This window comes from Amphritea atlantica (genome assembly GCF_018860855.1).
Taxonomy (GTDB): domain Bacteria; phylum Pseudomonadota; class Gammaproteobacteria; order Pseudomonadales; family Balneatricaceae; genus Amphritea; species Amphritea atlantica_A.
Window position 1 is genome coordinate 1 of the sequence record NZ_JAHKQE010000005.1, and the last position, 23,850, is coordinate 23,850.

General features: G+C 47.4%; 26 protein-coding genes. 15 read left to right on the forward strand and 11 right to left on the reverse strand.

The annotated features are described in order from the left end of the window. On the reverse strand, positions 1 to 700 hold a 700-nt coding region (locus tag KO512_RS01890), incomplete at its 3' end, for a hypothetical protein (RefSeq protein WP_215950645.1). Between the two features lie 143 nt (positions 701 to 843). Here KO512_RS01890 and KO512_RS01895 point away from each other — a divergent pair. The 5 genes from KO512_RS01895 to KO512_RS01915 all read left to right on the forward strand — a co-directional run bounded on the left by KO512_RS01895 (position 844) and on the right by KO512_RS01915 (position 5,667). Next, positions 844 to 1,743, forward strand: a complete 900-nt coding sequence (locus KO512_RS01895) for a fumarylacetoacetate hydrolase family protein (RefSeq protein WP_215950646.1) — start codon at positions 844 to 846, stop codon at positions 1,741 to 1,743. A gap of 207 nt (positions 1,744 to 1,950) precedes the next feature. Next, on the forward strand, positions 1,951 to 2,319 hold the full coding sequence (locus tag KO512_RS01900; RefSeq protein ID WP_215950647.1) for a hypothetical protein: 369 nt from the start codon (positions 1,951 to 1,953) through the stop codon (positions 2,317 to 2,319). Between the two features lie 79 nt (positions 2,320 to 2,398). Next, positions 2,399 to 3,778 (forward strand): sensor histidine kinase, encoded by a 1,380-nt coding sequence (locus KO512_RS01905; protein ID WP_215950648.1) that lies wholly within the window; start codon positions 2,399 to 2,401, stop codon positions 3,776 to 3,778. Next, complete coding sequence (locus KO512_RS01910) at positions 3,771 to 4,271, forward strand: hypothetical protein (RefSeq protein WP_215950649.1); 501 nt, start codon at positions 3,771 to 3,773, stop codon at positions 4,269 to 4,271. Before KO512_RS01905 ends, KO512_RS01910 begins: the two co-directional genes overlap by 8 nt. Positions 4,272 to 4,293: 22 nt before the next feature. After that, positions 4,294 to 5,667, forward strand: a complete 1,374-nt coding sequence (locus tag KO512_RS01915) for a sigma 54-interacting transcriptional regulator (protein ID WP_215950650.1) — start codon at positions 4,294 to 4,296, stop codon at positions 5,665 to 5,667. 158 nt (positions 5,668 to 5,825) lie between these two features. Here KO512_RS01915 and KO512_RS01920 read toward each other — a convergent pair whose 3' ends face one another. The 4 genes from KO512_RS01920 to KO512_RS01935 all read right to left on the reverse strand — a co-directional run bounded on the left by KO512_RS01920 (position 5,826) and on the right by KO512_RS01935 (position 7,868). Continuing rightward, on the reverse strand, positions 5,826 to 6,179 hold the full coding sequence (locus KO512_RS01920; protein WP_215950651.1) for a YkgJ family cysteine cluster protein: 354 nt from the start codon (positions 6,177 to 6,179) through the stop codon (positions 5,826 to 5,828). Positions 6,180 to 6,346: 167 nt separating this feature from the next. Beyond that, on the reverse strand, positions 6,347 to 6,820 hold the full coding sequence (gene ybaK / locus KO512_RS01925; RefSeq protein WP_215950652.1) for a Cys-tRNA(Pro) deacylase: 474 nt from the start codon (positions 6,818 to 6,820) through the stop codon (positions 6,347 to 6,349). 140 nt (positions 6,821 to 6,960) lie between these two features. Beyond that, entirely contained in the window at positions 6,961 to 7,500 is a 540-nt protein-coding gene (locus tag KO512_RS01930) for a BPSL1445 family SYLF domain-containing lipoprotein (RefSeq protein WP_252734743.1), read from the reverse strand. A 113-nt stretch (positions 7,501 to 7,613) separates the two neighbouring features. Then, positions 7,614 to 7,868 (reverse strand): DUF3820 family protein, encoded by a 255-nt coding sequence (locus KO512_RS01935; protein WP_436792258.1) that lies wholly within the window; start codon positions 7,866 to 7,868, stop codon positions 7,614 to 7,616. A gap of 162 nt (positions 7,869 to 8,030) precedes the next feature. Between KO512_RS01935 and KO512_RS01940 the strand changes: the two genes are divergently transcribed. Beyond that, positions 8,031 to 8,870 (forward strand): MOSC domain-containing protein, encoded by an 840-nt coding sequence (locus tag KO512_RS01940; protein ID WP_215950654.1) that lies wholly within the window; start codon positions 8,031 to 8,033, stop codon positions 8,868 to 8,870. Here KO512_RS01940 and KO512_RS01945 read toward each other — a convergent pair. Further along, entirely contained in the window at positions 8,843 to 10,840 is a 1,998-nt protein-coding gene (locus tag KO512_RS01945; RefSeq protein ID WP_215950655.1) for a tRNA(Met) cytidine acetyltransferase TmcA, read from the reverse strand. The genes KO512_RS01940 and KO512_RS01945 overlap by 28 nt on opposite strands. Before the next feature lie 145 nt (positions 10,841 to 10,985). Here KO512_RS01945 and KO512_RS01950 point away from each other — a divergent pair, with 145 nt between their 5' ends. After that, the gene (locus KO512_RS01950) at positions 10,986 to 12,404 is read left to right on the forward strand and encodes an FGGY family carbohydrate kinase (protein ID WP_215950656.1); all 1,419 of its coding nucleotides are present in this window, start codon (positions 10,986 to 10,988) and stop codon (positions 12,402 to 12,404) included. 199 nt (positions 12,405 to 12,603) lie between these two features. Here KO512_RS01950 and KO512_RS20410 read toward each other — a convergent pair whose 3' ends face one another. Next, positions 12,604 to 13,560 carry a GGDEF domain-containing protein gene (locus KO512_RS20410; protein ID WP_215950657.1) on the reverse strand — a complete coding sequence of 319 codons (957 nt, stop codon included), beginning with the start codon at positions 13,558 to 13,560 and terminating at the stop codon, positions 12,604 to 12,606. A 69-nt stretch (positions 13,561 to 13,629) separates the two neighbouring features. Continuing rightward, the gene (locus KO512_RS01960; protein WP_215950658.1) at positions 13,630 to 14,235 is read right to left on the reverse strand and encodes a DUF924 family protein; all 606 of its coding nucleotides are present in this window, start codon (positions 14,233 to 14,235) and stop codon (positions 13,630 to 13,632) included. Positions 14,236 to 14,554: 319 nt separating this feature from the next. On the opposite strand from KO512_RS01960, the gene KO512_RS01965 reads away from it, so the two are divergent. Beyond that, positions 14,555 to 15,322: a hypothetical protein gene (locus tag KO512_RS01965; protein WP_215950659.1), complete on the forward strand. Its 768-nt coding sequence runs from the start codon at positions 14,555 to 14,557 to the stop codon at positions 15,320 to 15,322. A 12-nt stretch (positions 15,323 to 15,334) separates the two neighbouring features. Further along, positions 15,335 to 15,952 (forward strand): glutathione S-transferase family protein, encoded by a 618-nt coding sequence (locus tag KO512_RS01970; protein WP_215950660.1) that lies wholly within the window; start codon positions 15,335 to 15,337, stop codon positions 15,950 to 15,952. A 68-nt stretch (positions 15,953 to 16,020) separates the two neighbouring features. Here KO512_RS01970 and KO512_RS01975 read toward each other — a convergent pair whose 3' ends face one another. Beyond that, positions 16,021 to 16,860, reverse strand: coding sequence for a hypothetical protein (locus KO512_RS01975; RefSeq protein ID WP_215950661.1), 840 nt, complete (start codon positions 16,858 to 16,860; stop codon positions 16,021 to 16,023). Positions 16,861 to 16,904: 44 nt separating this feature from the next. Next, on the reverse strand, positions 16,905 to 17,693 hold the full coding sequence (locus KO512_RS01980; RefSeq protein ID WP_215950662.1) for a TOBE domain-containing protein: 789 nt from the start codon (positions 17,691 to 17,693) through the stop codon (positions 16,905 to 16,907). Between the two features lie 160 nt (positions 17,694 to 17,853). On the opposite strand from KO512_RS01980, the gene modA reads away from it, so the two are divergent. The 4 genes from modA (at position 17,854) to hpf (ending at position 20,965) form a co-directional block, all read left to right on the forward strand. Beyond that, positions 17,854 to 18,615 (forward strand): molybdate ABC transporter substrate-binding protein, encoded by a 762-nt coding sequence (gene modA, locus KO512_RS01985; RefSeq protein WP_215950663.1) that lies wholly within the window; start codon positions 17,854 to 17,856, stop codon positions 18,613 to 18,615. Beyond that, on the forward strand, positions 18,605 to 19,291 hold the full coding sequence (gene modB / locus KO512_RS01990; RefSeq protein WP_215950664.1) for a molybdate ABC transporter permease subunit: 687 nt from the start codon (positions 18,605 to 18,607) through the stop codon (positions 19,289 to 19,291). The genes modA and modB overlap by 11 nt, the downstream gene beginning before the upstream one ends. Continuing rightward, on the forward strand, positions 19,288 to 20,388 hold the full coding sequence (gene modC / locus KO512_RS01995) for a molybdenum ABC transporter ATP-binding protein ModC (protein ID WP_215950665.1): 1,101 nt from the start codon (positions 19,288 to 19,290) through the stop codon (positions 20,386 to 20,388). Before modB ends, modC begins: the two co-directional genes overlap by 4 nt. 229 nt (positions 20,389 to 20,617) lie before the next feature. Then, positions 20,618 to 20,965, forward strand: coding sequence for a ribosome hibernation-promoting factor, HPF/YfiA family (gene hpf, locus KO512_RS02000; RefSeq protein ID WP_215950666.1), 348 nt, complete (start codon positions 20,618 to 20,620; stop codon positions 20,963 to 20,965). Positions 20,966 to 21,341: 376 nt separating this feature from the next. On the opposite strand, the gene KO512_RS20415 is transcribed toward hpf, so the two are convergent. Next, a complete protein-coding gene (locus KO512_RS20415; RefSeq protein WP_215950667.1) occupies positions 21,342 to 21,860 on the reverse strand; it encodes an SH3 domain-containing protein in 519 nt (172 codons plus the stop codon). Between the two features lie 217 nt (positions 21,861 to 22,077). On the opposite strand from KO512_RS20415, the gene KO512_RS02010 reads away from it, so the two are divergent. Beyond that, positions 22,078 to 23,286, forward strand: a complete 1,209-nt coding sequence (locus KO512_RS02010) for an EAL and HDOD domain-containing protein (RefSeq protein ID WP_215950668.1) — start codon at positions 22,078 to 22,080, stop codon at positions 23,284 to 23,286. A gap of 130 nt (positions 23,287 to 23,416) precedes the next feature. Beyond that, positions 23,417 to 23,614, forward strand: coding sequence for a hypothetical protein (locus KO512_RS02015; protein WP_215950669.1), 198 nt, complete (start codon positions 23,417 to 23,419; stop codon positions 23,612 to 23,614). Positions 23,615 to 23,850 lie beyond the last annotated feature (236 nt).

Sequence of the window (23,850 nt, forward strand, 5' to 3'; positions counted from 1 at the left end):
TCATCTGCGCCGTTAACGGTAGTAATGTACCGCTTGCCGTATCCACACAACGCTTTTCAATAATAGTGATATCAAACGGCTTTTTGCGCGAAGATGGTTGACGACGTTTATCGCCACTCTTTTCATCGCCGGACTCACGGTAGTGAGCAACCGTATAAGCGGGTTCCGCTTCGGTTTCATCAGCAAAAATCACATCCGCACTATGAGTATCTGTTGTTACTGCCGTCGTTTTAAAACTAAAACGCCCCAGCGGATTAATACTCTTCACCACCACATGATCCGGGTAGATATCGGCCACCCAATGGGGCTTACTGCCGGCTGCCCGAAACAGGATATCATCTAAGCGGAAATGACAGGTGGCCGCCGTACCACCGACGGTGTTAACATTTTTAACCAGCAAGGTGTTATCCAAAGTCACATCGACTGCACCCTGTAATTCAACGTACAGATCTTTGTGGCTGTACTTTGTAAACTGCTGGTAATATTCGGTCAGCTCCTGCTGTACGGTAAAATCCTGCACCGGCCACCAGCGCTTTTCGTAACAAGGTTGAAACCAAAGCTGCTCCTGACGTTCAACGATCACACCAGAGAGTGTTTGAAGCGGCGCCGGTGAAGGAAAAGGCCGTGGTTTATCGACCGCACATCCTGTCAAGATTAACGCCATGAATACAGGTGAAATATGAATAGCCTTTCCGGTCATCAGTTTCCGTCATTCATCATGCAATAAATTCCTATTAGCATACCCTGCAATTCATTCGGCTTAAAGTAGTGAACTGAGCAGAATTATCGACTTAAACTCTGCTAAAATCACTTTCACTTTCATATAATTAGGAACGGCCGATTATGAAACTTGCACGCTTTATACATTCAGGTAAAGAACAGCTAGGCTGTGTCGTTGAGCAACAAATCATTCCCATTCCAGCCTCTATTTTTTCAGGTACTATGCCGGTACTGCTCAGCCGTGTATTAGAACTACGCCCTCTTCTTGAAGAATATATCGCCACCTCACCACGTGCACTCAACCTAGATCAGGTACAGTTATTGGCACCCATTTCGCAGCCGGAGAAATTTATCGGCGTTGGCCTTAACTACGCGGATCATATCGCCGAAACGGGTTTAGCCATACCGACATTCCCAACACTATTTAATAAACAATCTAGCTGTGTCACTGATCCAGAGGCGCCCATTTATCGCCCCAATATTTCAGACAAACTGGATTATGAAGGCGAATTAGCATTGGTTATCGGTCAGTACTGCCGCAATATCAGCGCAGAAGAAGCGCCCCAAGCAATTGCCGGCTATACCATTGTTAATGATGTATCCGTCAGAGACTGGCAGATTAAGTCGCCTACCTGGACGCTAGGCAAATCCTTCGATAGTCACGGCCCAACGGGACCTTGGATCGTAACCTCGGACAGTATCGACCCTCATAATCTAGAACTCAAAACGTGGCTCAATGACGAGCTACGACAGCATTCCAATACTCGTCACCTGATTTTTGATTGCTACCAATTGGTCGCCACACTCTCATCAGTGTGCACGCTTAAACCCGGCGATGTGATCGCAACCGGCACCTGCAGTGGTGTAGGCGTTAAAATGAAGCCTAGAGGCTACATGAAACCGGGTGATCGCGTCACGGTAGAGATCGAAAATATTGGCCGCCTCAGCAACCCCGTATTACAAGAACCTGAACACAATAGCTTCATCAGTCCGCACCCGTGTCTTAAATCAATAACCACTTAAGCTATTGTTTTATATAGCAATAGCAAACAGCGAAGAAATAAGAGTCTCTTTAAAGAGACAGTAATGCAAAATTAGTTCATACTAAATAGGGTCAAATCGGCGCTAACTTATAGTTATCTTATTGTTTTAATATGATTTTTATAAGATAGGCCCAACAATTGCTTATTACCCAGTAATACAACATTATTACTGAACTGGACTACAGGCATGCGTACGGCAACCCTACTCTTAGCGCTAACATTAACCACAACGCTGGCTCAGGCAAAGCCTGATAATTTATCATTAAAACGACTATCCAATATCGAAGTGATTGAACATATTCGTTCTGAACTGCCTCAAGAGACGGCACAGATCAACAGAACACGTTCACTATCAATGTTTGAATCGCTCGATAGAAATCACGACAATGAAGTATCATTAACTGAAATGCGTCACCACCCATCCCTAGCGAGACGTTTTCATCAGCTAGATATCAACAATGATGGTGTGCTTAACCAGCAAGAGGTAGAGCCTTTACAGGCTGAAGTAAAGGGACTTCGCAACATTCTTAACCTCTCAGCCTTGAGGATTATATGAATATATACCGCTTAGGAAACGTCATACTATAGATAATTTAGATACGGTGAATCGCTCTTCGCTGCAAACGCGATCATTAATGCAACTGGTGGTGCTGGCTTTTTTTCTGGTCGTGGCACCACTAGGCGTGTTGATCTATCAAGCAACCGACTCCATGGTGACGCTGTCTCGCCAGGGGCGTGAGCACGCGAAAGAAGCGCTTGATTTTTTTAGCCGTAGCCAGCACCTCCGAGAACTCTCCGGCGACCTTGTACGTTCAGCTCGACAATACGAAGTCCTCAAAAAAGCCAATATTGAAGATCGTTTTCGTTCCCAATTAGCAGAATACAAACAACTGCTTCAGTTACACAGCTTTCTAATCGACTCCAGTAATATTGAAACTATTTTCTCACTGATTGCCGAGCTTGAAACAACGCCACTGAACAAAGAAGCCGACGCAAAGGTCAGCGCCCTCGTGCCTTTGACCCAAACGCTCTATGATGACACCCGTAAAAAGCTAGACCTGCGGTTAGAATCACTCAACGCTAAAGCAGAGGAACAACAAAACCTGCTCTGGCTTCAGGCGGGACTCTTAATCACCCTGTCCACCATTCTTATTCTATTTTTCAGCATACGTATCACTCAGCCGGTTAAACAGCTGATGCTACGCATAAAAGCCCTAGGTCACGGCCAGTTAGATATGTCGAAACCGTTCAAGGGACCGAAAGAATTTCTGGCGCTCAACCAGCAACTGGAATGGCTCGAAACCCATTTGCAGTTACTCGAACAGGAAAAACAAGCCTTTTTGAGACATATGTCCCATGAGTTAAAAACACCGCTGACGACATTGAGAGAAGGAACAGACCTATTAGCGGAAGAGCTCGCTGGGCCACTGACCGATGACCAGAAAGAGATTATCACCCTGATGCAGGAAAACAGCATCTCGCTACAATCTCTAATTGAACAACTATTAGATTACAACCGGTTGCAGCACGCGGGTGAGCACGATCTGCAAACCCAACCAATTTTACCCATTATTAAAGAATCATTAGCATCCCATCAATTGTTACTCAAACAGAAGCAGATTCAGGTAACATTACCTAAACAGGATTGCCCTTGGCTAATCGATAAAGAGCTACTCCAACGGACCCTCAGCAATCTCATTTCCAACGCTTCGGTGTATGGCAGTGAAAAAGGGTTGCTAAAAATATCCCTAACGGTTCAGGATAGCAGCCTAAAAATCGAGATCGGTAACACGGGCCCAGAGATTCCCGACACCGACCTGTCGCAACTGTTTGATCCCTTTTTTCAAGGCGTCAATAAACGTCAGGGGTCGGTTAAAGGTTCAGGGATCGGTTTAAGTATCGCCCGAGAATCGATTAAGGCGATGGGCGGCAATTTAGAACTTCATAGTAATCAGGATGGTTTTGTTAGTTTTATGATCAGTATTCCAAATCAAGGACAGATAACTAATGAGTAAAGCGCTGTTAATCATATTGACCCTCTTCATGGTCAGCGGCTGCCAAACGACGAACCCCTTCTCGCTTCCATTTCTTGTATCTCCTGAAAAAAGCACTAAGCCGTTATGTGTTTCCGGCGATATCAGCACGTGGGTCGAGCAAGAACAACGGTATCAACAAGCACAAGGCAGCGCTAAGACCTTGATGTTAAAACAAGCAATTGAAAATGAACAAAAAGCCACATTAGCGATCTTACTCAGTCAGCCTAGCAACACAACCGCCCAGCTGAAAAAATCGATTAGGTTGTTTGAGCAGCTCGAGCTGAATCAAAACCCTGAATGTGAGGCCGAACAATACCTACTGGTGCGTTACCAATACACACAGGCGGTCATGACCTTACAGCATGCCCTGAATAACGCAGACCTTGAACGCAAAGCACTATCTGCCGAACGAGATAAGCTCAAACAGCAAATAGAAGCATTAACTCGTATTGAGAATGAACTGTCTCGCTAGAAAGACAGATTAGGAGCAAAAAATGAAATCGACTCAACAACTGATTCTTATCGTTGATGATGACCCAGGTATCCTTAAAGTTTTAAGCTTACGCCTGAGCGCTTCGGGTTTTCGCATAGACACCGCCAATTCAGGTGTCGAAGCGCTGCAGCGGATAAAACATGAAACACCCGACCTTGTGCTGAGCGATCTACGCATGGATGGCATGGATGGCATGGCGCTGTTTTCGGCGATACAAGAAGATCACCCAGCCATTCCGGTGGTGATTATCACCGCCCACGGCTCGATTCCCGAAGCAGTTGAAGCGACCCAGAAAGGCGTTTTCGGATTCCTTACTAAGCCTATCGATAAAGATCAGCTGCTCAGTACCATTAATTCAGCCCTAGACTCGGCTCACCCACAAGATGATAGCTGGCGTAGCGCCATCGTCACCCAGAGCCCGCTGATGAATGAACGTCTCAGTCAGGCGCAACGAGTGGCTAAATCAAATGTCAGTGTCCTGATCACAGGCCCGAGTGGAACCGGTAAAGAGTTAATGGCCAAAGCGATCCACCTTGCCAGCGATCGTCGTGCTAACCCCTTTGTCGCTATTAACTGTGGCGCACTACCCGAACAGCTACTGGAATCTGAACTCTTTGGCCACGCAAAAGGCGCATTTACCGGTGCAGTCACTCAACATGAGGGGCTATTTCAGTCCGCTCAGGGTGGCACGCTGTTTCTTGATGAAATCGGCGATATGCCGACCACGTTACAGGTTAAACTGCTTCGGGCAATTCAGGAGCGTACGATCCGCCCTGTCGGCTCGACCCGCTCCATCGATATCGATGTCCGTGTCATCTCAGCCACCCACCGCAACCTAGAACTCGCGATGGAAGATGGCGAATTCCGCGAAGATCTTTATTACCGTCTGAATGTGGTCAATCTAGATCTGCCTGCGCTGCGTGAGCGTCCCGAAGATATCCCTCTGCTGGCGCGTTATTTTGTTGAACAATCGGCTAAACGACATAACCCGAAGGTGAAAGGCATCTCTCCAAATGCATTACACATCTTGGCGCAAGCCGCTTGGCCTGGTAACGTCCGACAGCTGGAAAATGTCGTTGAGCAAACCGTTGCGCTGTCTAGCGCTCCGATTATTAGCGAGGGCTTAGTGAATCAGGCGATCGCGAATCAGGACCGCGTGATCCCATCATTCAACGAGGCACGCTCCAGTTTTGAAAGAAGCTACCTCACCAAAGTGATGCATATCACCGCCGGGAATGTGACTCAGGCAGCAAAGATCGCACAACGCAACCGTACCGACTTTTATAAGTTGCTCAATAAGCATGACTTAGAAGCCTCTCAGTTTAAGCTGGGACGTAAAGCGAATGAGTACATAGAAGAGAAAAAGGTAGGCTGACTTCTGCTCATTAAAAAGGCTGATGCTCAACACATCAGCTTTTTTTACGTTGAGCTAATGATTATCCTATACTTCAACCAATAGCCGTCCGTTCAATAAGAGCATAGGGTAATACGCCCCTAAATCAGACTAAGCCCTCAGGAGCGGGCGTCGCTCACTTAGACCAACACTTGCCGTGTGTTCGCGATCAACTGATGAATCTGCCCCTCAACCTCAGGCTCAATCATCTCGGTTGGGCGACAGCCGTTGGGGCACGCCATATTGGGTGTGGTGCCAAACAATCGACAGATCAACGGACGTTCCCCATACACAGTGCAACCATGTGGCCCTAAGTGTACACAGTTAAACTCATCTAAGGCGGCTTCATGTTCCGCATCAGACTTCACCGGCAAACGTGACATCTCTTCAGAAGAAGCCGTTACTGGGCCACAGCAATCGTGACACCCCGGCGTACATTCAAACGAGGGAATACGTTCACGCAATCGCACGATAATATCTTGGTTATTGTTCATTTCGACTCTTCAAACAGCTCACAACGATAATCACGCTATGTCGACCTCTATTACGCTACTCAGCATTTATCTAAATGCCTATAACCTCACCCGCCACACACGGCTCACACGAATAAGCGCGCTTTTTGCCACCACTAAAGGCAGCAACAAATTGACGACGGTCGTTCTTAGCGACCAATATCAGCCATCATACCATCGGTCAGTTGCAGCAGATCAGCAGGGCTTAACTCCACTTCTAAGCCTCTTTTCCCCGCACTCACAAAGATAGTATCAAATTGCTTAGCCGACTCATCAAGCAGCGTCGCTAAACGTTTTTTTTGCCCTAATGGACTGATACCACCGACGAGGTAGCCACTGCTTCGCTGCGCCTGCTGCGGCTCAGCCATCGTCACTTTTTTAGCCTTCAATGCACTGGCTGTCGCTTTAAGATTTAACTGCCCCACAACGGGCACAATCGCTACCGCCAACTGACGATTATCACCGTTAAGTGCCACCATCAAGGTTTTATAAACACGCTGAGGAGAAACATTAAGTGCCTCGGCAGCCTCATCGCCATAAGACTCACAGTCGGCGTCATGATCATATTCATGCAGGGTGAAGTTAATTTTTGCTCGTTTTGCTAATTTAATCGCAGGCGTCATCTGTACATTTACTCGGGTTTACCGGTCTCTCAATTACATTATTTAATGGTCATCTAGATTTAAGCGAAGCTAAATTTAAGAGTATCTAGGTCTCGGCTTACTTGTGCCACTGATTATCTAGGCCAAAAGCAGACCATACATTATCGTTGAATCTTGGTTATTTTCGAGCCTTCAATACTAAGATTATACATCAGACCTTTATTTGAAAAGATAAAACCAATTATAGGTTGTTGCAGTGTATTAGAATCGAGCGTACCACCCGCTCCCAGTGTTGCTAACGCGACACTGCCATCAACACCCGCTTCCCAACCATCGCTATGACGGAATTTAGCCAGTGCATCTGCGGTCATAAACAGTAAGACCTCAGCCTTTATCTGCGCGCCTAACTGAAAGCCAATAGAAGCCGAGGCAACATTGTAGTAACTCACGGTTTTACCGCCGACCCGCAAAGCACCTTCACCGTATTCACCACCGATGCCAATACCGGCTTTAATGACTTCAGGGAACACTAAAATACCCGCAGCATTAGTCGCCAATTCTTTTCCCGCAGCGCTATGCTGATATAGCTCACTCAGCGCCTGATTGACCTTTGACTCTATCTCTTGGGCTGACGCGGCATGGGCCTGATAGGGCATGAACATCAGCAGGGATAACGTCACACAAAGCATTACATATTTCATCGACTTCTCCATTGAGTATATACAGCCGCGCGATTCACTCGCGCTGTTCTGAAACCTCATAAAGAAAGTATGAGTAACAACCTGCAATACAGCAAACAGACCGCCGCTAATCGTTAATACCGTTTGGTTAACGGGCGAAGCACATCTTCTAGGCCATTAAGTTTTACTTCATAGAGTATCTGCAACAGAATACCGATCTCTCCTTCGGGAAACCCTTTACCGGCAAACCACACCAGATAAGGTTCCGGTAGTTCTAACAGTAATCGCCCTTTGTATTTACCAAACGGCATCGGCATATTGGCCAACTTCTGTAGCCTTTCGGGGGTTATCTCCATGCGTGCCTCATACGGAATCGGTTTATCACTCAATCTATTCAGCGCCTGCACTATACAGCAAGATTCGCCCCCCTGAATGGCCAAATAACAGCAAGATCAATGGCATGGGTAAACAGGATAATTGCATTTTAAGACAATCAAAGCGAGGATAATAGGCCGTCATTACGACCCCATTTGGTTAATAGAGTATCTGATATGCCCGCTCGTCTTTCCGCTATTACAATTTATCCTATTAAATCGACCGCCCCTGTTAGTCTGAGTCGCAGCGCTGTCACCGCAACAGGGTTAGCCTTTGACCGGCAGTTTGTGCTCTGTAATGAACAGGGTAAATTTCTAACGGCACGCACTCACCCCGCATTACTGGCCGTTAAGTGTGCCCTGTTACAAAATGGTTTATTTATCTCAGCTCCTAATGTCAAACCACTCCGGCTCGAATATCACCAATTAGGCCAGCAATACGATGATATAAGTGTCTGGAAAGACCGCATTCATGCGCGCAACGGTGGCAAGCAAGCACAACAATGGTTTTCAGACTACTTGCAACAACCTTGCAAACTCTACTTCTTCGACCAACAATCTGATCGCCCCGTCAGCGATCGTCCCAACCATCAAGTCGCCTTTGCCGATGGTTACCCACTGCTGCTGATCTCCCAAGCATCACTAACAGATCTGAACCAACGCTGCCAGAGTACCGTGCTGATGGAACAGATGCGCCCCAACCTCGTGATCGACCATTGTGATGCCTATGCGGAAGATAGCTGGAAGCGCATCCGCCTAGGCGATGTTGAATTTGAAGTGGTTAAACCCTGCGGGCGCTGCATTCTCACCACCACCGATCCAACAACGTTACAACGCAACCCCGACCGAGAACCCTTGAGCGTATTAAAAAAATACCGTAAAGGAGCGGATGGCGAAGCCCATTTTGGTCAAAATCTGATTGCACTCAATGCTGGTATTGTCAGCCTTAATGATCCGCTCGAAATATTGGAAACCACAGAGCCCGAACACTATCCAAGCGCACCGCTTGAAGGCTGATAATCAAACAGTGCTAAAAGATCAGTACCGATAAGCGCCCGCTGTGATGCGCTCATCTGCTGACGTTGCTCTGTGGCTTTAACCCTGCCCTGACGCTGCAACGCCACTCCTGCGGGAGAGATCCCGCGTAACATCACTGCCGCATAGGTCCCGCTGACCTTATCGCGGCTATGCCCTAAACGCTGCAACTGCAGCCCAAAACGCTGCCAAAAACAACATAATGCGGAGGTCGCACCAAAACTCGTCCCTAACCAATCGATATCTTGGCTGCCCTGCTCAACAGCCTGCAACAACGCACTTCCGATCCCCTGTCGCTGTAACTGAGGGTGTACCGCAATCCGCATCACTCGAAGCCCTCGACAGTGGGCCGCATCCGCTATCTGACAGTGAGCTAATAACGTCTGAGGAATCAACTGCCCTTTAGGTCGTCGAGTACCCTTCATAATTGCCTCAGCTAGATCAGTATCGATTGGCCCCTCATACGCCAATAGCACCGCCGCCACTAATTGAGTCTCACCTTTATGCTCAACCGATGCCCCCCATATTTCGATATTGGGACTATCCAAGAGAATCCGCAGATCTCCCGGTGTCGTGCGGTAATGGGCCAACATTAACAGTCCAAATAGTTGTTTCAGACGGCGGGTATCGGCCACTAACTCATCCCGATCTAGCTTTCGGTAACACACATCGTCGCGCTCAGCCACATAATCCGACAGATCAGCAGGCTCTGCATCCAACAGCAATGCCTGATAACTAAAACGCTCTAGCGGATCACCTTCCGCCCAACGCACCGGCTGATGCATACGTAACAACTTGCGCTGCGGCACTCGGCGATCAAGATAGGGCAGAAAGCGCACCGAGAACCCCTGCCCAGTGCCTTCATAGCCATGTAGGGTCGATGCAAAGATAACCCGCGGATAATCAAGCAGACTAAGCAGTAACGGCGCAGGAATCGCCGCCGCCTCATCCACCAACAGTAGATCGGCCTCCGGTTTTTGTTGTAACAGCTGATCAGGCAGCAGAAACCGCAGCCGACTTTCACCATAGTGCCAACAATCCCGCTCATAGGTTAATTCGTCCGCCGGAAGCAGTCTTTGCAACAGAGTCACAACCGCCTGTATTGCCCCTCGTGAAGGCGCTGTTAGCAGTATTTCTAATAAAGGATTTGTCGCTGCCGCGTTACTCTTCTGATGTTTTTGCATCAAGCGAGCCACTAAAATACCCAGTGCGGCACTTTTACCGCGACCTCGATCCGCAGTGATCACCGTGACTGCCTGCAATTGGCTAAGAATATTGACACAATGCTGGACAGTGTCTTGCTGATCCTTGGTTTTAAACGGCGCGGGTACCGCTATCGATGATAGATCCTGCTGATGATTAATGTCCGCCACGCAGTGAACCCCATGCTCACCCTCAAAAATCAGCGGGTTAGCATTGAGTTCACCTTCGCAAAAGTGGATTAATCCAGTGTCCGCCGCAATAGTCTTTTGTAAATGCTGAATAAAACGTCGCCCCACATCCGCGGCGGTAAACGGTGGCACGGCAATATGACGGTATTCTGGGTCGCTATAATCCTGCCACGCATCGGCGGCAGGCGTGATGAGGATAAACACACCACCCGCCACCAGCGTTCCGACTACTTGGCCAAACCCGTTAGGATTAAAACCACTCCAAGCATCATAAATAATACCCTGACACTCTTGGCCTAACAGCTGATGTGCCTGTTTAGCACTGATAGGCGGCAGAGCAATGGGGGATGTTAAGCCACTCTGCGCATCACCAATCCAGAGCCACTGAGCCTCATTTCCCGCACGCTCACCGAAAGATGAGCCTAGGTATGTAAAACCGTCAAGTTGCGCCTGACACCACGCCTGGCTGCCGCTTAGCACCACTAATAATCGATGTGAGCGGCGCTGCGCATCCTCTAGCCCTCTCGTAAGATTATTCAGAACCGATTTCCCACTCGCCACAACATTACCTTTTACTTGGTCAATAATTGAATTTTACACTCTCCGCGCTGTCAGGATATAAGTAATCAGGAAGAAAACGTTAAGGAGACGACATCAGCGATCATGGCTATCGACAATAAAATCTTACAGGCTGAGGAGGCGAGCAATGCGCGCTGATTTATGCCTTGTAATGGATCAAGGAAGTCACTATTGCCGAGCGAAGGTTTACGATCGCCTCGGTACCTGTCTAAGTTGGGGTAAAGTACCGATCAAAACCCAGCTAACGCCACCCAACCGTGCGGAACAACACCCCCAATCCATATTGATATCGCTTAAGCAAGCCGCGCTTGAAGCGATCAGTAAACTAACCCGTGACCAGAGACACCACCTAAGAACCTCGGCACTCATCACCCAGCGTGCCAGTACTCTTTGCTGGGATGCCGATAACGGTAAGCCATTAACACCAATACTCTGTTGGCAAGATCAACGTGGCCTACCGTATATAGAGGAACTAATGCCTTTGGCGAGCATGCTCAGGCAGCTAACCGGTCTTTATCCGAATGTTTATTTGCCCGCCGCCAAGTTGCGCTGGTGTATGGAGCATATGAGCACCAATAATCCGAAACACCGTATTCGAGGAGGGCCGATCTCCGCATGGCTGATCAAACAGTTACTGCATGAACAGCCCGACCTTATCGATGGTGTTACGGCGGCAAGAACGATGCTCTACTCCCTCAAAGATCGCAACTGGCACCCTGAATTGGTAGAACTGCTGCAGCTACCAGATTCACTGCTACCGAAAGTACGTTTTAGTCAGTTCCATTTTGGTACTTTAAAACTGCCCGGTATCAGCTTGCCTCTCGACTTTGTCAGTAGCGATCAGGCCGCCTCACTTTTTGCTTTTGGCGACCCATCACAGGATGATCTATATATCCACCTAGGCAGCGGAGGCTTTATGAACAGAGCCTTGACAACACGCGGACTTCACTCTCAAGAACGACTGTTGCACCACCTTATTCAAGCCGCTAAACAGCCGCTCTATAGTGCCGAAGCGATTATTAACGGTGCGACAAATGCACTGGAGTGGGCTTTCAATCACTGTCGACCAGAATCACAGCTTATCGACGAATGGGCCGACCACTACACCGACCCACCGCTGTTTATGAATATGGTTTCAGGGGTAGGCTCTCCCTATTGGCAGCCGTTGGAGCGTTCTTGTTGGATTAACGACTCTGGTGATCCAAAAGCACAGATGGTGGCGGTTATGGAAAGTATTGTTTTCTTGATATGCCGTAATATACAAGCGATGTCGGCACTACCGCCCGCTCAGCAGATTATTATTGATGGTCAGGCTAGCCTGTATAATTCACTCTGCCAACGGGTGGCAGACCTCAGTGGCTTACCGGTATTACGCTATGATCAACATGACATCACAGCCTTGGGCGCCGCTTGGCAAACACTGCCCAATAGTGTCAGGCAGATGCAACCCGATACAACCTTTGAACCAACAACGAACCCAGCCCTACAACAACGCTATCAGGTTTGGCTGAAGAGCTTTGAAAACCATTTAAGTTCGCTTACGTAACGGGCTCTACTGAAAGCAAACCAATCATCAAAATATAGCCTTGAAAATATAGTTTTGAAAATATAGTCTTCAAAATATCAAGCACACAAAAAGACCCCCCAATGTTGGCTATCCAACCATTGGGGGCACTTTATTTCGCTGGCCTTTAATACCGCAAAATAAACAACACTCAGCGCGAAAAGCGCAAAATTAAGGTCGTTTAATGATCGAATGTAACCGGCATTTCTTGGGACTCTTCCGTGTGAGCCCGCACCTGCCCACCACCACACTCGATCGCCTCTGCTAGCGCAGATTCGGTTTTTGCCAGAATACTCTCAGCCGTGAGCTGTGCCGATGGCTGCAGCGTACTGGTACCGATACTCACACTCAACCGGTGTGTCGACTCGATATCCTTAACATCCTGACAGAGCCGTTCGGCCAACACTGGCGACTGCTCGTTAGTCGCGGGTAATAATAATGCGAATTGAGCAGGTGCAATTCTCGCAACTTGATCCCCTGGCCGTGATATAGCACTTTTTAGAACCCCTGCAATTTTGCATAACTGCTGATCCGTGATCTCATCCGCTAATGCTTCATCGGGCTTATCAACCGCGATAAGCATCAGCGTCAAGGGACTAAACTCTCTGACCGCTCGGCGACACTCGGTCGACAGTACTTTGTTAAAATGACGACCATTAGTCAGGCCGGTTAACTCATCGACCACCGTGACCGACGCAAGTTTTTCCTGACTCTGCTGCAGAGCGACATCTTTAGCCGCAATAATTTTATCGTATCGCCGTGTACGTGCTTTCATATTCAATATCATACCAAGCGTGACGAACGTTAATCCCGCTGCCATAAAAGCAATAAACAAGGGTAAATAACTTTGATGACTCGCCATAATAGGATCGGCCAGTTGATGAAATTCACTTTCAGTGAGTGAGTCTTGCGCGCTATAAACAGACCACAACTGCTCACTATCGCTCGCTTTACTCGCCAACACCGGATCAACACCCGCCACACGATGCTCCAGCGCCAGACGCACCTGCTGAACGGCTACCCGTTCCTCATACACCTGACCACCGAGATACAGCATAACAAACACAATTATTGAAACCACCAGAATAACAATGGTCTGAACCCGATCGTTGGTTTCAGTCTGTCTGGTATCTATCACCGTTGAATTCCTTAAATAGCGCTCACATTTAGGTTGAGTAAATACTTTTTTACTAGGTGATGCAAATACCTACTGCCCATAACGTTTATGAGGCTGATTAAGATACGCCAACTCCTCGGGGGTTGAGGAACGATCAAGGATTTTATTGCGATAGGGAAAACGGCCAAAACGCACAATAAGATCGCGGTGTTCATGGGCGAAATCAAGGGCGTTATCGATATGATGACGGTACTCCTGTGGCGTTTCACAGAGTAAATTTTCCAGTTGTGCCACACAAAGATTCTGCGCACTAAGATCTTCGGCATGCTCTAAAGGCATCAAAAAGAACAATTTCTCACTCCCCTCTAATGCGGCGTCATGGCCTTTTTTCAGTCCTTCGCGACACAGTTGCTCTGCTCGGGCATCACCGGAAAAGGCATCAGCCGAGCCACGATAGATACTGCGGGTAAATTGATCGAGAAGTATAATTAGCGCCAAACGACCACGGGGCTGTCCTGCCCAGTCATCTAATTGCCCCCAAAGCGCCTGCCTGACCTGATGACCAAATAGCTCATCAAGCTGCCGATCCATCGCCTCATCACCAAACCACCACAACGACTTGCGATTAGTCACAGGATAACCTTGCTTCAACTCGCCAAACCAGAATTGTAAAATCTGCTCAATCTGTTCTGTCATCTCAACACCCATTTCTTACGACTCGGTAAAGATATTAAAACAAGCGTGATACGTGCTTTTAGGTGCTCAATACAGCTAACTCAAAACAGCCCATCGATCACCTAGCGCCGCACCCGTTCAGGCTCCAACACACCTTGATATCCTACTCAGTATAGAAGAGGTAGGTAAAGCCTGTTCTATCAAACGACCACAGAAGCATTCTGTTGTTACATAATTTACCTTTTATCTGCAGGAAATCTGTTTTAGTCTGAACCTTATAAGAATAAATCACTCTTTATTATTTGAGTACAGTTGAGTCATAATTTCTAACGAGGGAACGATGCGGAACTTACTGATTTTAATCATTCTAGCGGCGGCAGGTGTAGGCGGTTATCTCTATCTAAACCCGCCTCAACCAAGCCAGGTCACAACGCCAAACGTACAACCCGATGAGTTATCTAAAATGGCGGCTAAACGCCATATAGAAAATCTTACCTCCAAGCCCGATCAGGTTATCGAGATCGGCCAAGCAAATAACTTTGTTACCCAAGATCAACTGTTAAAACTACCAACAGAGCAAACAACAGCCGCCGCTGGCACCCAAGCGGTTGACGATGCTAACGCCATCACCTTCGGGGTGCAGCTCGAAACGATTGGTAACTCGCAGCAACATCAAAACGCTATTATTTTAGCCAGCCAGCTCCCCATGGCCGATCAAATCCGACTCAAAGAGCTGCTCAACAATCCCGATAACGCCGCCGATACCCTGTTCTATATTCATGGCGTCAATGCTGACGACAAACAGGGTTTGTGGGGCATCATTCAACAGGGCTTGATTGACACGTTTGCCAGCGGTATTCAGCTAGAAAAGCAAACGATCAGCGCAGCAATCCCCATGGAAGCGGATGAGCGCCTAGAAAACAAAAACAGCTCCTTTCTGGGAACTATTCTAGATGAAAAGGTGAAAGACACCTATGTTTACAATTATCACAAAGGTGTATTAGGACAAAACCCAGACCTGATTACACCCGGACAGGAACTCATTATTGTCACCTTCAGTCAGGATGAACTGATCGATATCTACAACCACTTCACCCAGCAACAGTGACAGGAGTCACCTATGATCGACCTATACACTTGGGGTACACCCAACGGCCGCAAAGTTTCAATTATGCTGGAAGCCACCGCTTTGCCTTACATCGTTCACCCCGTCAATATTCTTGCCGACGATCAGTTCAAACCCGATTTTCTCAGTATCAGCCCCAATAACAAAATCCCCGCTATCACCGATGAAAATGGTCCCGATGGTAAACAGGTTAAACTCTTTGAAAGTGGAGCTATTCTGCTCTATTTAGCGGAAAAAACCGGTAATTTCATCCCTACCGACCCAATGAAAAGAATTGAATGTTTGCAATGGCTGATGTGGCAAATGGGTGGTTTTGGTCCGATGCTAGGTCAAGCCCATCACTTTAATCGCTTTGCTAAAGAAACAGTTCCCTACGCAAAAAAACGTTATGGTGATGAAACCCGTCGACTATGGGGCGTGTTGGATAAACAATTAACTGACCGCACCTTCGTACTGGATCAAGACCTCAGCATTGCGGACTTTGCGATCTATCCTTGGGCCTGCCGCTATGAATGGCAGGAGATTGAACTAGATGACTTTCCTCATGTAAAAGCCTGGATGGACACCATGAGTCATATCGAATTTGTTCAACGGGGTATGGCGGTTCCTTAACCCGTCACTCGTGAGCCATAACACGCTTTACTATCGTCACCGTTAATCAACTCAATTACAACGCCCCTTCAGCACTCCAGCCCAAACCGGCGAAGTTGTCGGGGAAGCAGCTCTTCCAACTGAACCAAATCACTCTCCTGAAATTCGATCACATTCAAATTATGTTGTTCATACAACGCCTTCTTGCGCATCTTCTCGGCTAAATAAGAGGGATCATTTTCGCTGCCCCAAAACTCGATATACACTCTAATTTGCGGTAGATAAAAATCAGCTAAGGCAACCTCTTCAAGCGGTAGCGGCTTATGACAGGCATGGGAGATACCTGACAGATATAACCAGTTATCAATCTTCACCTCTGCAGCTGAACGCAGTAAATGACCATCCATTGCACGACAGCCCGTCATACTCTCAGCATCTGCCGGATATTTAAACTGCGCGAGACTGCGTTTGAACAAGGTATTTTCAGTCAACTTTTTCGGCCAGCTAACATAGCCGATCGCCGTGCTGGCATCCTCTTTCTGCACCCCACCCTGAGCGGCACCGAATGGCGTGATCTGCCAGCCTTTCAACCAGGGTTTTACCCAGCCAAGTTCCGCCAATAACTGATTAATCCGAGCGGCCGGCAAGCCGGTTTTTAGCCCCAAACCTTTAGCCGTAGTAAACTGATCTTCTGTATTAACCAGTGCCCGATGTTCGACCACGCTGTCTGGCCAGACAATATAACGACCATAACGCTCACTATCACGATAATTCCCTTGCTCAAACTCCCCCTTGCTGGTCAGTTGCCACTGATTATCTGTTCGTTTAATCCAGCCGAGCGCTTCTAACTCAGCAAACATCTGCCGACTGCTTTTACCCAGAGCTTTAGCCAAAGCCGAGGTTGATATTCTTTGCTGGTCTTGGGTCATCGATACTGTTCCGCTAATACCTAGCCTAAAAATAAGCTTAAAAACTATTCACTGAGCGCTGCCAATACAATCTGTTTTGGGTCAATGATAGCATTCACCGATTGCCCGACCTGCCACACTGCTGCACTTTGCGTGTCGACCACTGCGCACAATTCAAGTGTATCGGCAATCGTTAACATCACTTCCTGCTCATGATCGCTGCCGACGACACTTGAAACCCGCGCCGCCAGCGAGTTTACCTCGGTCGACTCTTGAGCCTGCAAACCAATGGCCGGGGCTTTAATCAGCACTAACACCTCACTACCTGAATGTAATCCTAAACGCACTAGACTACGGTGAGTGATCTCCGCTAGTAAACTAACACCTCTCTCCTCAGTCAACCCAATATCAATCGTCACGAGGTCATTCACTTCGTCTGTAAGGATATGACTGATACGTCCCAATAATTGATTTCGAGCACTGCTTTGAGCGGAGAACAATGAAACGGCCTCCAAGAGACTATCCAACGAAACCGATTCATCCTGTAATGCATTCAGCGCACGGTTCTGTATATCGGTCAACATTTGATATAACTTAACTAATCGTTCACCAAAGGGGGTTAACTGTGCCCCGCCGCCACCTTTCCCGCCTACAGCCAGCGTTAGCACCGCTTGATCAGCACGACTATTCATATCATTAACCGCATCCCAAGCCGCCTTATAACTCATACCGGCTCGTTTCGCACCACGACTCAAAGACCCAGTCTCAACGATACAAGCCAACAAATGCATTCGCCGCGGATTAGCGTAAAGCTGCTCTTCGAGTGAGAGCGTCAGCTGTGCTGTTAATTCCATAATCTGCCCTCTCAACACACGATCGTTTGACGTTATATAAAAAAATATATAACGTATCGCTATGCAATTTATTATATAGCGAAATTCACACGAAAAAACGCTATTTAACAGATCGCCATTCAAACCAACTATGCGTGAGAATGAAGAGTGAGGGTTAACCATGGATAAAATATTTTTGTTTCTCTGCTGTTTAACCCTGTCCGTATCGCTACAAGCACGACCGCTCACCCTCTATGCCGCATCATCCATGACTAATGCTATCGAAGAGATTAGTCAGCTGTACGAAGCACGTTATCATCACAAAGTAATTACCTCATTTGCCTCATCGTCATCACTGGCCCGACAGATCGCCGCCGGCGCACCCGCCGACCTGTTTATTTCCGCCAACACCCGTTGGATGCAATTCCTGGCTGAAAAAAAGGCTATTCAGCCGGACACCAATAAACCACTCTTAAAAAACCGTCTGGCATTGATCAGCAGCGAATACGCCAAACAATCCGCTAGCCTGACAACTCTCGCAGAGCAATTAGGTGATGAACGACTCGCCCTCGCCAATCCAGATCATGTTCCAGCCGGTATCTATGCCCGTCAAGCGCTAGAGAATACTGGCCAATGGCCGTCGCTAGTATCCCATCTAGCCCTCGGCCAGAATGTCCGAGCAACGCTGCTATTAGTGGAACGAGGTGAAGCGCCTTATGGCATTGTCTACAACACCGATGCGCTGCAAAGCCAAAAACTCCACCATATTGAACTCATTCCTGAAACGCTGCATGAATCCATTGTTTATCCTGTGGCGCTTCTACAGCACTCTTTGCCGGACGCCATGCAGCTATATCAATTTCTGTTTTCAAACGAGGCCAGCGCTATCTTTAGTCGCTATGGATTCCAACCTTTCAGTCTAAATCCTAACCATGCTCAGTGAGTACGAAGTAAGCGCCCTGCTGCTGAGTCTGAAAGTCTCCGGCAGCGCCGTATTATTTAGTCTGCCGCTGGCCATACTGGTTGCTTGGGTATTAGCCCGATACCACTTTCCCGGCAAAGCCCTGCTCGACAGTCTGATTCACCTACCCTTGGTATTACCTCCGGTGGTTATCGGTTACCTGCTGTTAATCAGCATGGGCCGACAGGGAGCCATCGGTAGCCGACTGTATGAATGGTTCGGTGTTTCCTTTAGTTTTAGCTGGCAAGGGGCAGCGTTAGCAGCAGCCATTGTTGCTTTTCCGCTAATGGTCCGCGCTATTCGACTATCACTGCAAACCGTCGATATAAAACTTGAACAGGCGGCTCGCACCCTCGGAGCCTCACCACTAAAGGTGTTTTTCACCATCACTTTACCGCTCACTGTCCCCGGACTGCTGGCCGGCACGATCCTCGCATTTGCACGCAGCTTAGGCGAATTTGGCGCAACCATCACCTTTGTATCCAATATCCCAGGGGAAACTCGCACCCTACCGTTGGCGATGTTCAGCTTTATTGAAACCCCCGGCGCTGAAGCACAAGCTGCGCGGCTATGCCTGATTTCAATCGTTGTTGCATTGGTCGCGCTATTGATCTCTGAATGGTTGACCCGCATGGCACACAAGAGGCTCGCCCTATGACATTGCAGGTACAGCTTGAAAAGCAACTCGGTGAGATCACTATTAATATCGATATAAACCTGCAAGAAACCGGCATTACCGCTCTATTTGGCCGTTCAGGGGCCGGAAAAACCTCTATTATCAACCTGATTGCAGGGCTCCAAAAACCCGATGCAGGTAAAATAGTTATCGGTAATCGAGTCGTTTTTGACGCGATACGCAAGATTAATCTGCCGCCAGAAAAACGTCAGATTGGTTATGTCTTTCAGGGTTCTCGACTCTTTCCCCACTACACGGTTAACGGCAACCTCAACTACGGCCGACGATATAAAGACCCGCATCAACTACAAACCATTACTGAGCTACTGGGTATCAAACATCTATTACACCGTTACCCAGCCGCGCTGTCTGGGGGAGAACAGCAACGGGTAGCCATTGGGCGCGCACTGCTGAGCAATCCCGCGATGTTGCTTATGGATGAGCCTTTAGCCTCTCTCGATGAGCCGCGTAAAAAAGAACTACTACCCTATATCGAACAGCTGGTTAAAGAGATCAACATCCCGATCATCTATGTTAGCCACAGTTTAGATGAGCTCCTACGGTTAGCCGATCAGATGGTACTCATTGATCAAGGCCGTATTATTCGCCATGGTGCCGTGGCAGATATCTGGAACTCTGAGGCGATGCTACCTTGGCAACCCGAGCAAGATATCAGCGTTATCTTGGAAGCTTGTATCGGAGAACATAGCCGCCGCTATTCAATGAGTTGCCTCGACCTAGGAGATAGCCTCTCCTTGTGGACGCCCTTTATCGATGCACCGATCTCTAGCCGAGTCAGAATGCGCATCCATGCCAGGGATATATCATTGGTACGTACACCACCGGAACAGAGCAGTATCCGCAATGTCATCCCCGTTTCAGTGATCGATATCACAGCAACAGACAACACCTCAGCCTGCCTTATTACGCTTCGTGCAGGACAACATATCCTCAAGTCCTCAATCACACGCTGGGCCGCTGAGGAGCTATCGATCCAACTCGGTGAACAGCTATTTGCTCAGATAAAGGGCGGCAGCATCTCACGGAATGACCAAGTAGCGAATCTGAAGAACAGTTGATACATAATTCACCACTCAGAACAATCATTATCAGACAAGCGAACAGCCTAACGGCGTTCCGCCCGTTTAATCAAACATCTAGATTGATGGTATTTTAACCAAGCACAATTGACCTAAAACAATTAACTCAAAATGGTTATTTTTTTATGACATATTCGCTTGCAATAAAATCTGAAAAGGGCATTCTGTAGATGTGACATCAAGCATAGTTTGCAGTAAGGGTTACATCATGAATATCAATATTACCAACCGCAATGACAAAGTTTCTCCGGCATTACGAGAAAAAATTGAAGCCTGGTTAGAGGAGAGTCAAAGACGTTATAACAATATCACCAGCGCCCAGGTCACTATTGAAAAGAGCAATGGTAAAGTAGAAGTTGTTGAAGCGACAGTCCACGCTACCGGTAAAGATCTCTTTGCTAAAGCCAGTGAAGAAAATCTATTTGCTGCCCTAGATTCTATGGCACAAAAAATCGACAAACAGTTGGCTAAGATGCGTGATATTCAAACCAACAAAAAAGGTGCAGCCACTCCGGTGATGGATGAAGCTGAAGACGTTCTGGACGAAGAGGAATAAGCTCTCCGTTAGAACTCAAAAAAGGCTGAACATTGTTCAGCCTTTTTTAGTTTCATACACCGATTAATCACATGCAAAACCAACCATTAAAGCCAAAACACCATAAATACTTTGAGTGATGTCTCTGAATGGCTTATCTATAATTATATCCAGCGCGCCTCACAATCAACCTAGATCATCAAAAACGTCTGACCGATGCTTGTAAAAAATAATTCGTCACTGAGACTCAGCAACATGGCCAATCAATGCGGCCGATCAACGCGCTTACCGGCCTGATTAATGCAACTAAATATCTCATTCGAGATTAGATCGATCTTCTGGCCCCATTCCAACGCAAACAGTCTATAACCAAGAGCGGCGACAAAGGCTCTCGTGTCTAGGGTTTCGCCCGAAGATAACGTCCAGCGGTCCACGCCTCGACCCGTTTACCGGCCCCATTACGATAAGCAATTTTTACCCAATCGCCTTCGCGTGCCAGCTCGGCGACCTGCTGGTTTTGTTTCAAGCTACCAACCACCGAATATTGAGTCCCAGGTCCCTGTCGCAGTCGCAGACTATTAGCGAATACGGTTAACGTCTTACCACTTGCCAACGGCTGATTTTGCTGGACCTGTGGCTGTCCCTGCTGCTGTGCCGTGAGCCTATTACTGCGCATCCATCCCTTAAGCGGCTGCCGATTGGTTGAAAGAAAAAAAACTTTCGACCACGCCCCTTGCTTATCAATCTGCAGTAACACATTACCCTGACCTAGATGAGTCACTGGCTTACCGCTACTATCCGGCGTCGAATAGACCGCTGCATCATCATTGACGACAAAATAATCAAACGCCAATGACACCGTAGAGAAAAAACTAAACAGCACTAACACGAGTGATCTTAAAATTCTAATTTTCACCTAACTCAATCCTTAGAAATCAACTGCATAGCCAGTCATCATAACAACTGTCTAACCACGAGCAAACCTCGCTCAGCTGAATAGCTCTTTTTGAACGATTAGTTTAGTGATATAGATAGGTTTTGTCAGGACAAAAAGCGCTATAATTAATGGGTGAATAAACAATAAAAGAATTATTTCTCCTGTTTATTAAAATTCGGCCACTCAAGGAGCAATCATGGCGCAGGATATCCTCATGGCTCGCCAGCCAATCTTCGATGCCAATCTCAATGTCGTCGCTTATGAGTTGTTATACCGAGATGTTAATAATCAGGCTCCTTGCCTGCTTACCGATGGTAATAGTGCGACATCGCAAGTGTTACTCAACAACTACACCAGTATCTGCCATTCCAGTAAAGTGACGACCGTTCCTGCTTTCATCAATATGACTAAAGAGATGTTAGAATCGGCGTATATTCCCGAACTCTCTCGCAAACATATTGTGCTTGAGATCCTTGAGGACATAGAGGTAGATGAGCTCTTAATACTATCGGTTAAGCGCTATATTGATGCCGGATATCGTATGGCGCTAGATGATTTTATCTATAGCCCAGAATACGACCCGATTCTCAAAATGGTTCATATCGTCAAACTCGACCTGCTCGCACTGACCGATCAAGAACTAGAGGAACATACCAAGCTACTGAAACGATTCAACGTCACCCTCCTAGCCGAAAAAATAGAAACACTGGAAGAATTCAATCGCTGCAAAGCACTTGGGTTTAAGCTCTTTCAAGGGTATTTCCTCTGCAAACCACAAATCGTCGAAGGTCGAAAACTCAGTTCAAATGAAACGGTAATGCTTGAGTTAATGGCGCTGTTAACGGATCCGCTAGCCACCACCGCCGCCGTTAGCGAGATTGTTAAACGAGACCCTCAACTTACACTAAAAATCGTTCGTATTGTTAACTCGTCACTCTTTAATCTGATTCGAAAAATAGACAGTATTGATGAAGCCGTTACCCTGTTAGGCACCACCGAAATAAAACGCTGGTGCGCCCTGATGGCGGTCTCTGGCGAGCATGGTAAGCTTGACGAATTAACACGGCATACCTTGGTACGCGCGAGGATGTGCGAATTACTGGCTGAAAATCAGCCAAATCTATCAGGGTCCAGTGGCTTTATGATGGGCATTTTTGCTGGATTAGACACCCTGCTGGATACGCCCAAAGATGATATTCTAAAACAAGTTGTTCTCAATGAAGACATTGAAATAGCCATTCGGGAAGGCCTAGGCCCCTATGGCGAGCTATTAACAACCGTCAACAGCTTTATTCTTGGTGAGTGGGACTCATTACCCTTAGCCTATAACCCCGAACGACTCAATCAAGCCTATCAGGACAGTTTGGGTTGGGTGCTCGACACCATGGAAAGAATGGCAGCCTAATATCAAAGCCTGATAAAAAATTGTTATCAGATCTATAAGCGATTATTCATTAGACAGCTCTCTATAGCACCGCCACAATAAAGCCTTATTGATAATAGTGATGATTTTAATCAGGAGCACGACAAATACCATGAGCACAATGATACCGCTGAACCAATTTCAGCAACTACGTCACGTTGACGAAATCATTGAAAAAGCAGCCAACAGCTGGTGGGTTTATCGTCGTTCTATCGGACATAACGGCACTCTTAACACTACCGCTCGCGTTGTCTTTTTCGGCCGAACTAAAGCACAAGTTGATCAGTGGGTGACCGAACAGTCGCAGTAGTCATAAACAGGTTTATTAACTGATTTCTCAACATTTGTAGATATTCAGTTAGCCGACTGGCCAGTGATCCTGGTCAGTCATTCCCTATCCCTGCCATTCAGGCACTCTCGTCAGCGTCCTGCATCCGTTTATCACCGCAGGGTTAAGCTACTTCCTCTGCAAAACAGATATCATCACCTGCCTCTCTTGGCAGTTGATCATGCTTCAATATCGCCTCTACTATGAAGCGATAGCAC

Coding starts and splice junctions, on each gene's coding strand:
- KO512_RS01980 (WP_215950662.1), bottom strand. CDS start 17,693: ATGGAATTAACAGCACAGCTGACGCTCTCACTCGAAGAGCAGCTTTAC.
- modB (WP_215950664.1), top strand. CDS start 18,605: ATGCTCAGTGAGTACGAAGTAAGCGCCCTGCTGCTGAGTCTGAAAGTC.
- KO512_RS01975 (WP_215950661.1), bottom strand. CDS start 16,860: ATGACCCAAGACCAGCAAAGAATATCAACCTCGGCTTTGGCTAAAGCT.
- KO512_RS01905 (WP_215950648.1), top strand. CDS start 2,399: ATGCAACTGGTGGTGCTGGCTTTTTTTCTGGTCGTGGCACCACTAGGC.
- KO512_RS01930 (WP_252734743.1), bottom strand. CDS start 7,500: ATGAAATATGTAATGCTTTGTGTGACGTTATCCCTGCTGATGTTCATG.
- ybaK (WP_215950652.1), bottom strand. CDS start 6,820: ATGACGCCTGCGATTAAATTAGCAAAACGAGCAAAAATTAACTTCACC.
- KO512_RS01950 (WP_215950656.1), top strand. CDS start 10,986: ATGCGCGCTGATTTATGCCTTGTAATGGATCAAGGAAGTCACTATTGC.
- KO512_RS01915 (WP_215950650.1), top strand. CDS start 4,294: ATGAAATCGACTCAACAACTGATTCTTATCGTTGATGATGACCCAGGT.
- KO512_RS01920 (WP_215950651.1), bottom strand. CDS start 6,179: ATGAACAATAACCAAGATATTATCGTGCGATTGCGTGAACGTATTCCC.
- KO512_RS01895 (WP_215950646.1), top strand. CDS start 844: ATGAAACTTGCACGCTTTATACATTCAGGTAAAGAACAGCTAGGCTGT.
- KO512_RS02015 (WP_215950669.1), top strand. CDS start 23,417: ATGAGCACAATGATACCGCTGAACCAATTTCAGCAACTACGTCACGTT.
- KO512_RS01940 (WP_215950654.1), top strand. CDS start 8,031: ATGCCCGCTCGTCTTTCCGCTATTACAATTTATCCTATTAAATCGACC.
- KO512_RS01960 (WP_215950658.1), bottom strand. CDS start 14,235: ATGACAGAACAGATTGAGCAGATTTTACAATTCTGGTTTGGCGAGTTG.
- KO512_RS01900 (WP_215950647.1), top strand. CDS start 1,951: ATGCGTACGGCAACCCTACTCTTAGCGCTAACATTAACCACAACGCTG.
- KO512_RS01965 (WP_215950659.1), top strand. CDS start 14,555: ATGCGGAACTTACTGATTTTAATCATTCTAGCGGCGGCAGGTGTAGGC.
- modA (WP_215950663.1), top strand. CDS start 17,854: ATGGATAAAATATTTTTGTTTCTCTGCTGTTTAACCCTGTCCGTATCG.
- KO512_RS01970 (WP_215950660.1), top strand. CDS start 15,335: ATGATCGACCTATACACTTGGGGTACACCCAACGGCCGCAAAGTTTCA.
- KO512_RS01910 (WP_215950649.1), top strand. CDS start 3,771: ATGAGTAAAGCGCTGTTAATCATATTGACCCTCTTCATGGTCAGCGGC.
- KO512_RS02010 (WP_215950668.1), top strand. CDS start 22,078: ATGGCGCAGGATATCCTCATGGCTCGCCAGCCAATCTTCGATGCCAAT.
- hpf (WP_215950666.1), top strand. CDS start 20,618: ATGAATATCAATATTACCAACCGCAATGACAAAGTTTCTCCGGCATTA.
- modC (WP_215950665.1), top strand. CDS start 19,288: ATGACATTGCAGGTACAGCTTGAAAAGCAACTCGGTGAGATCACTATT.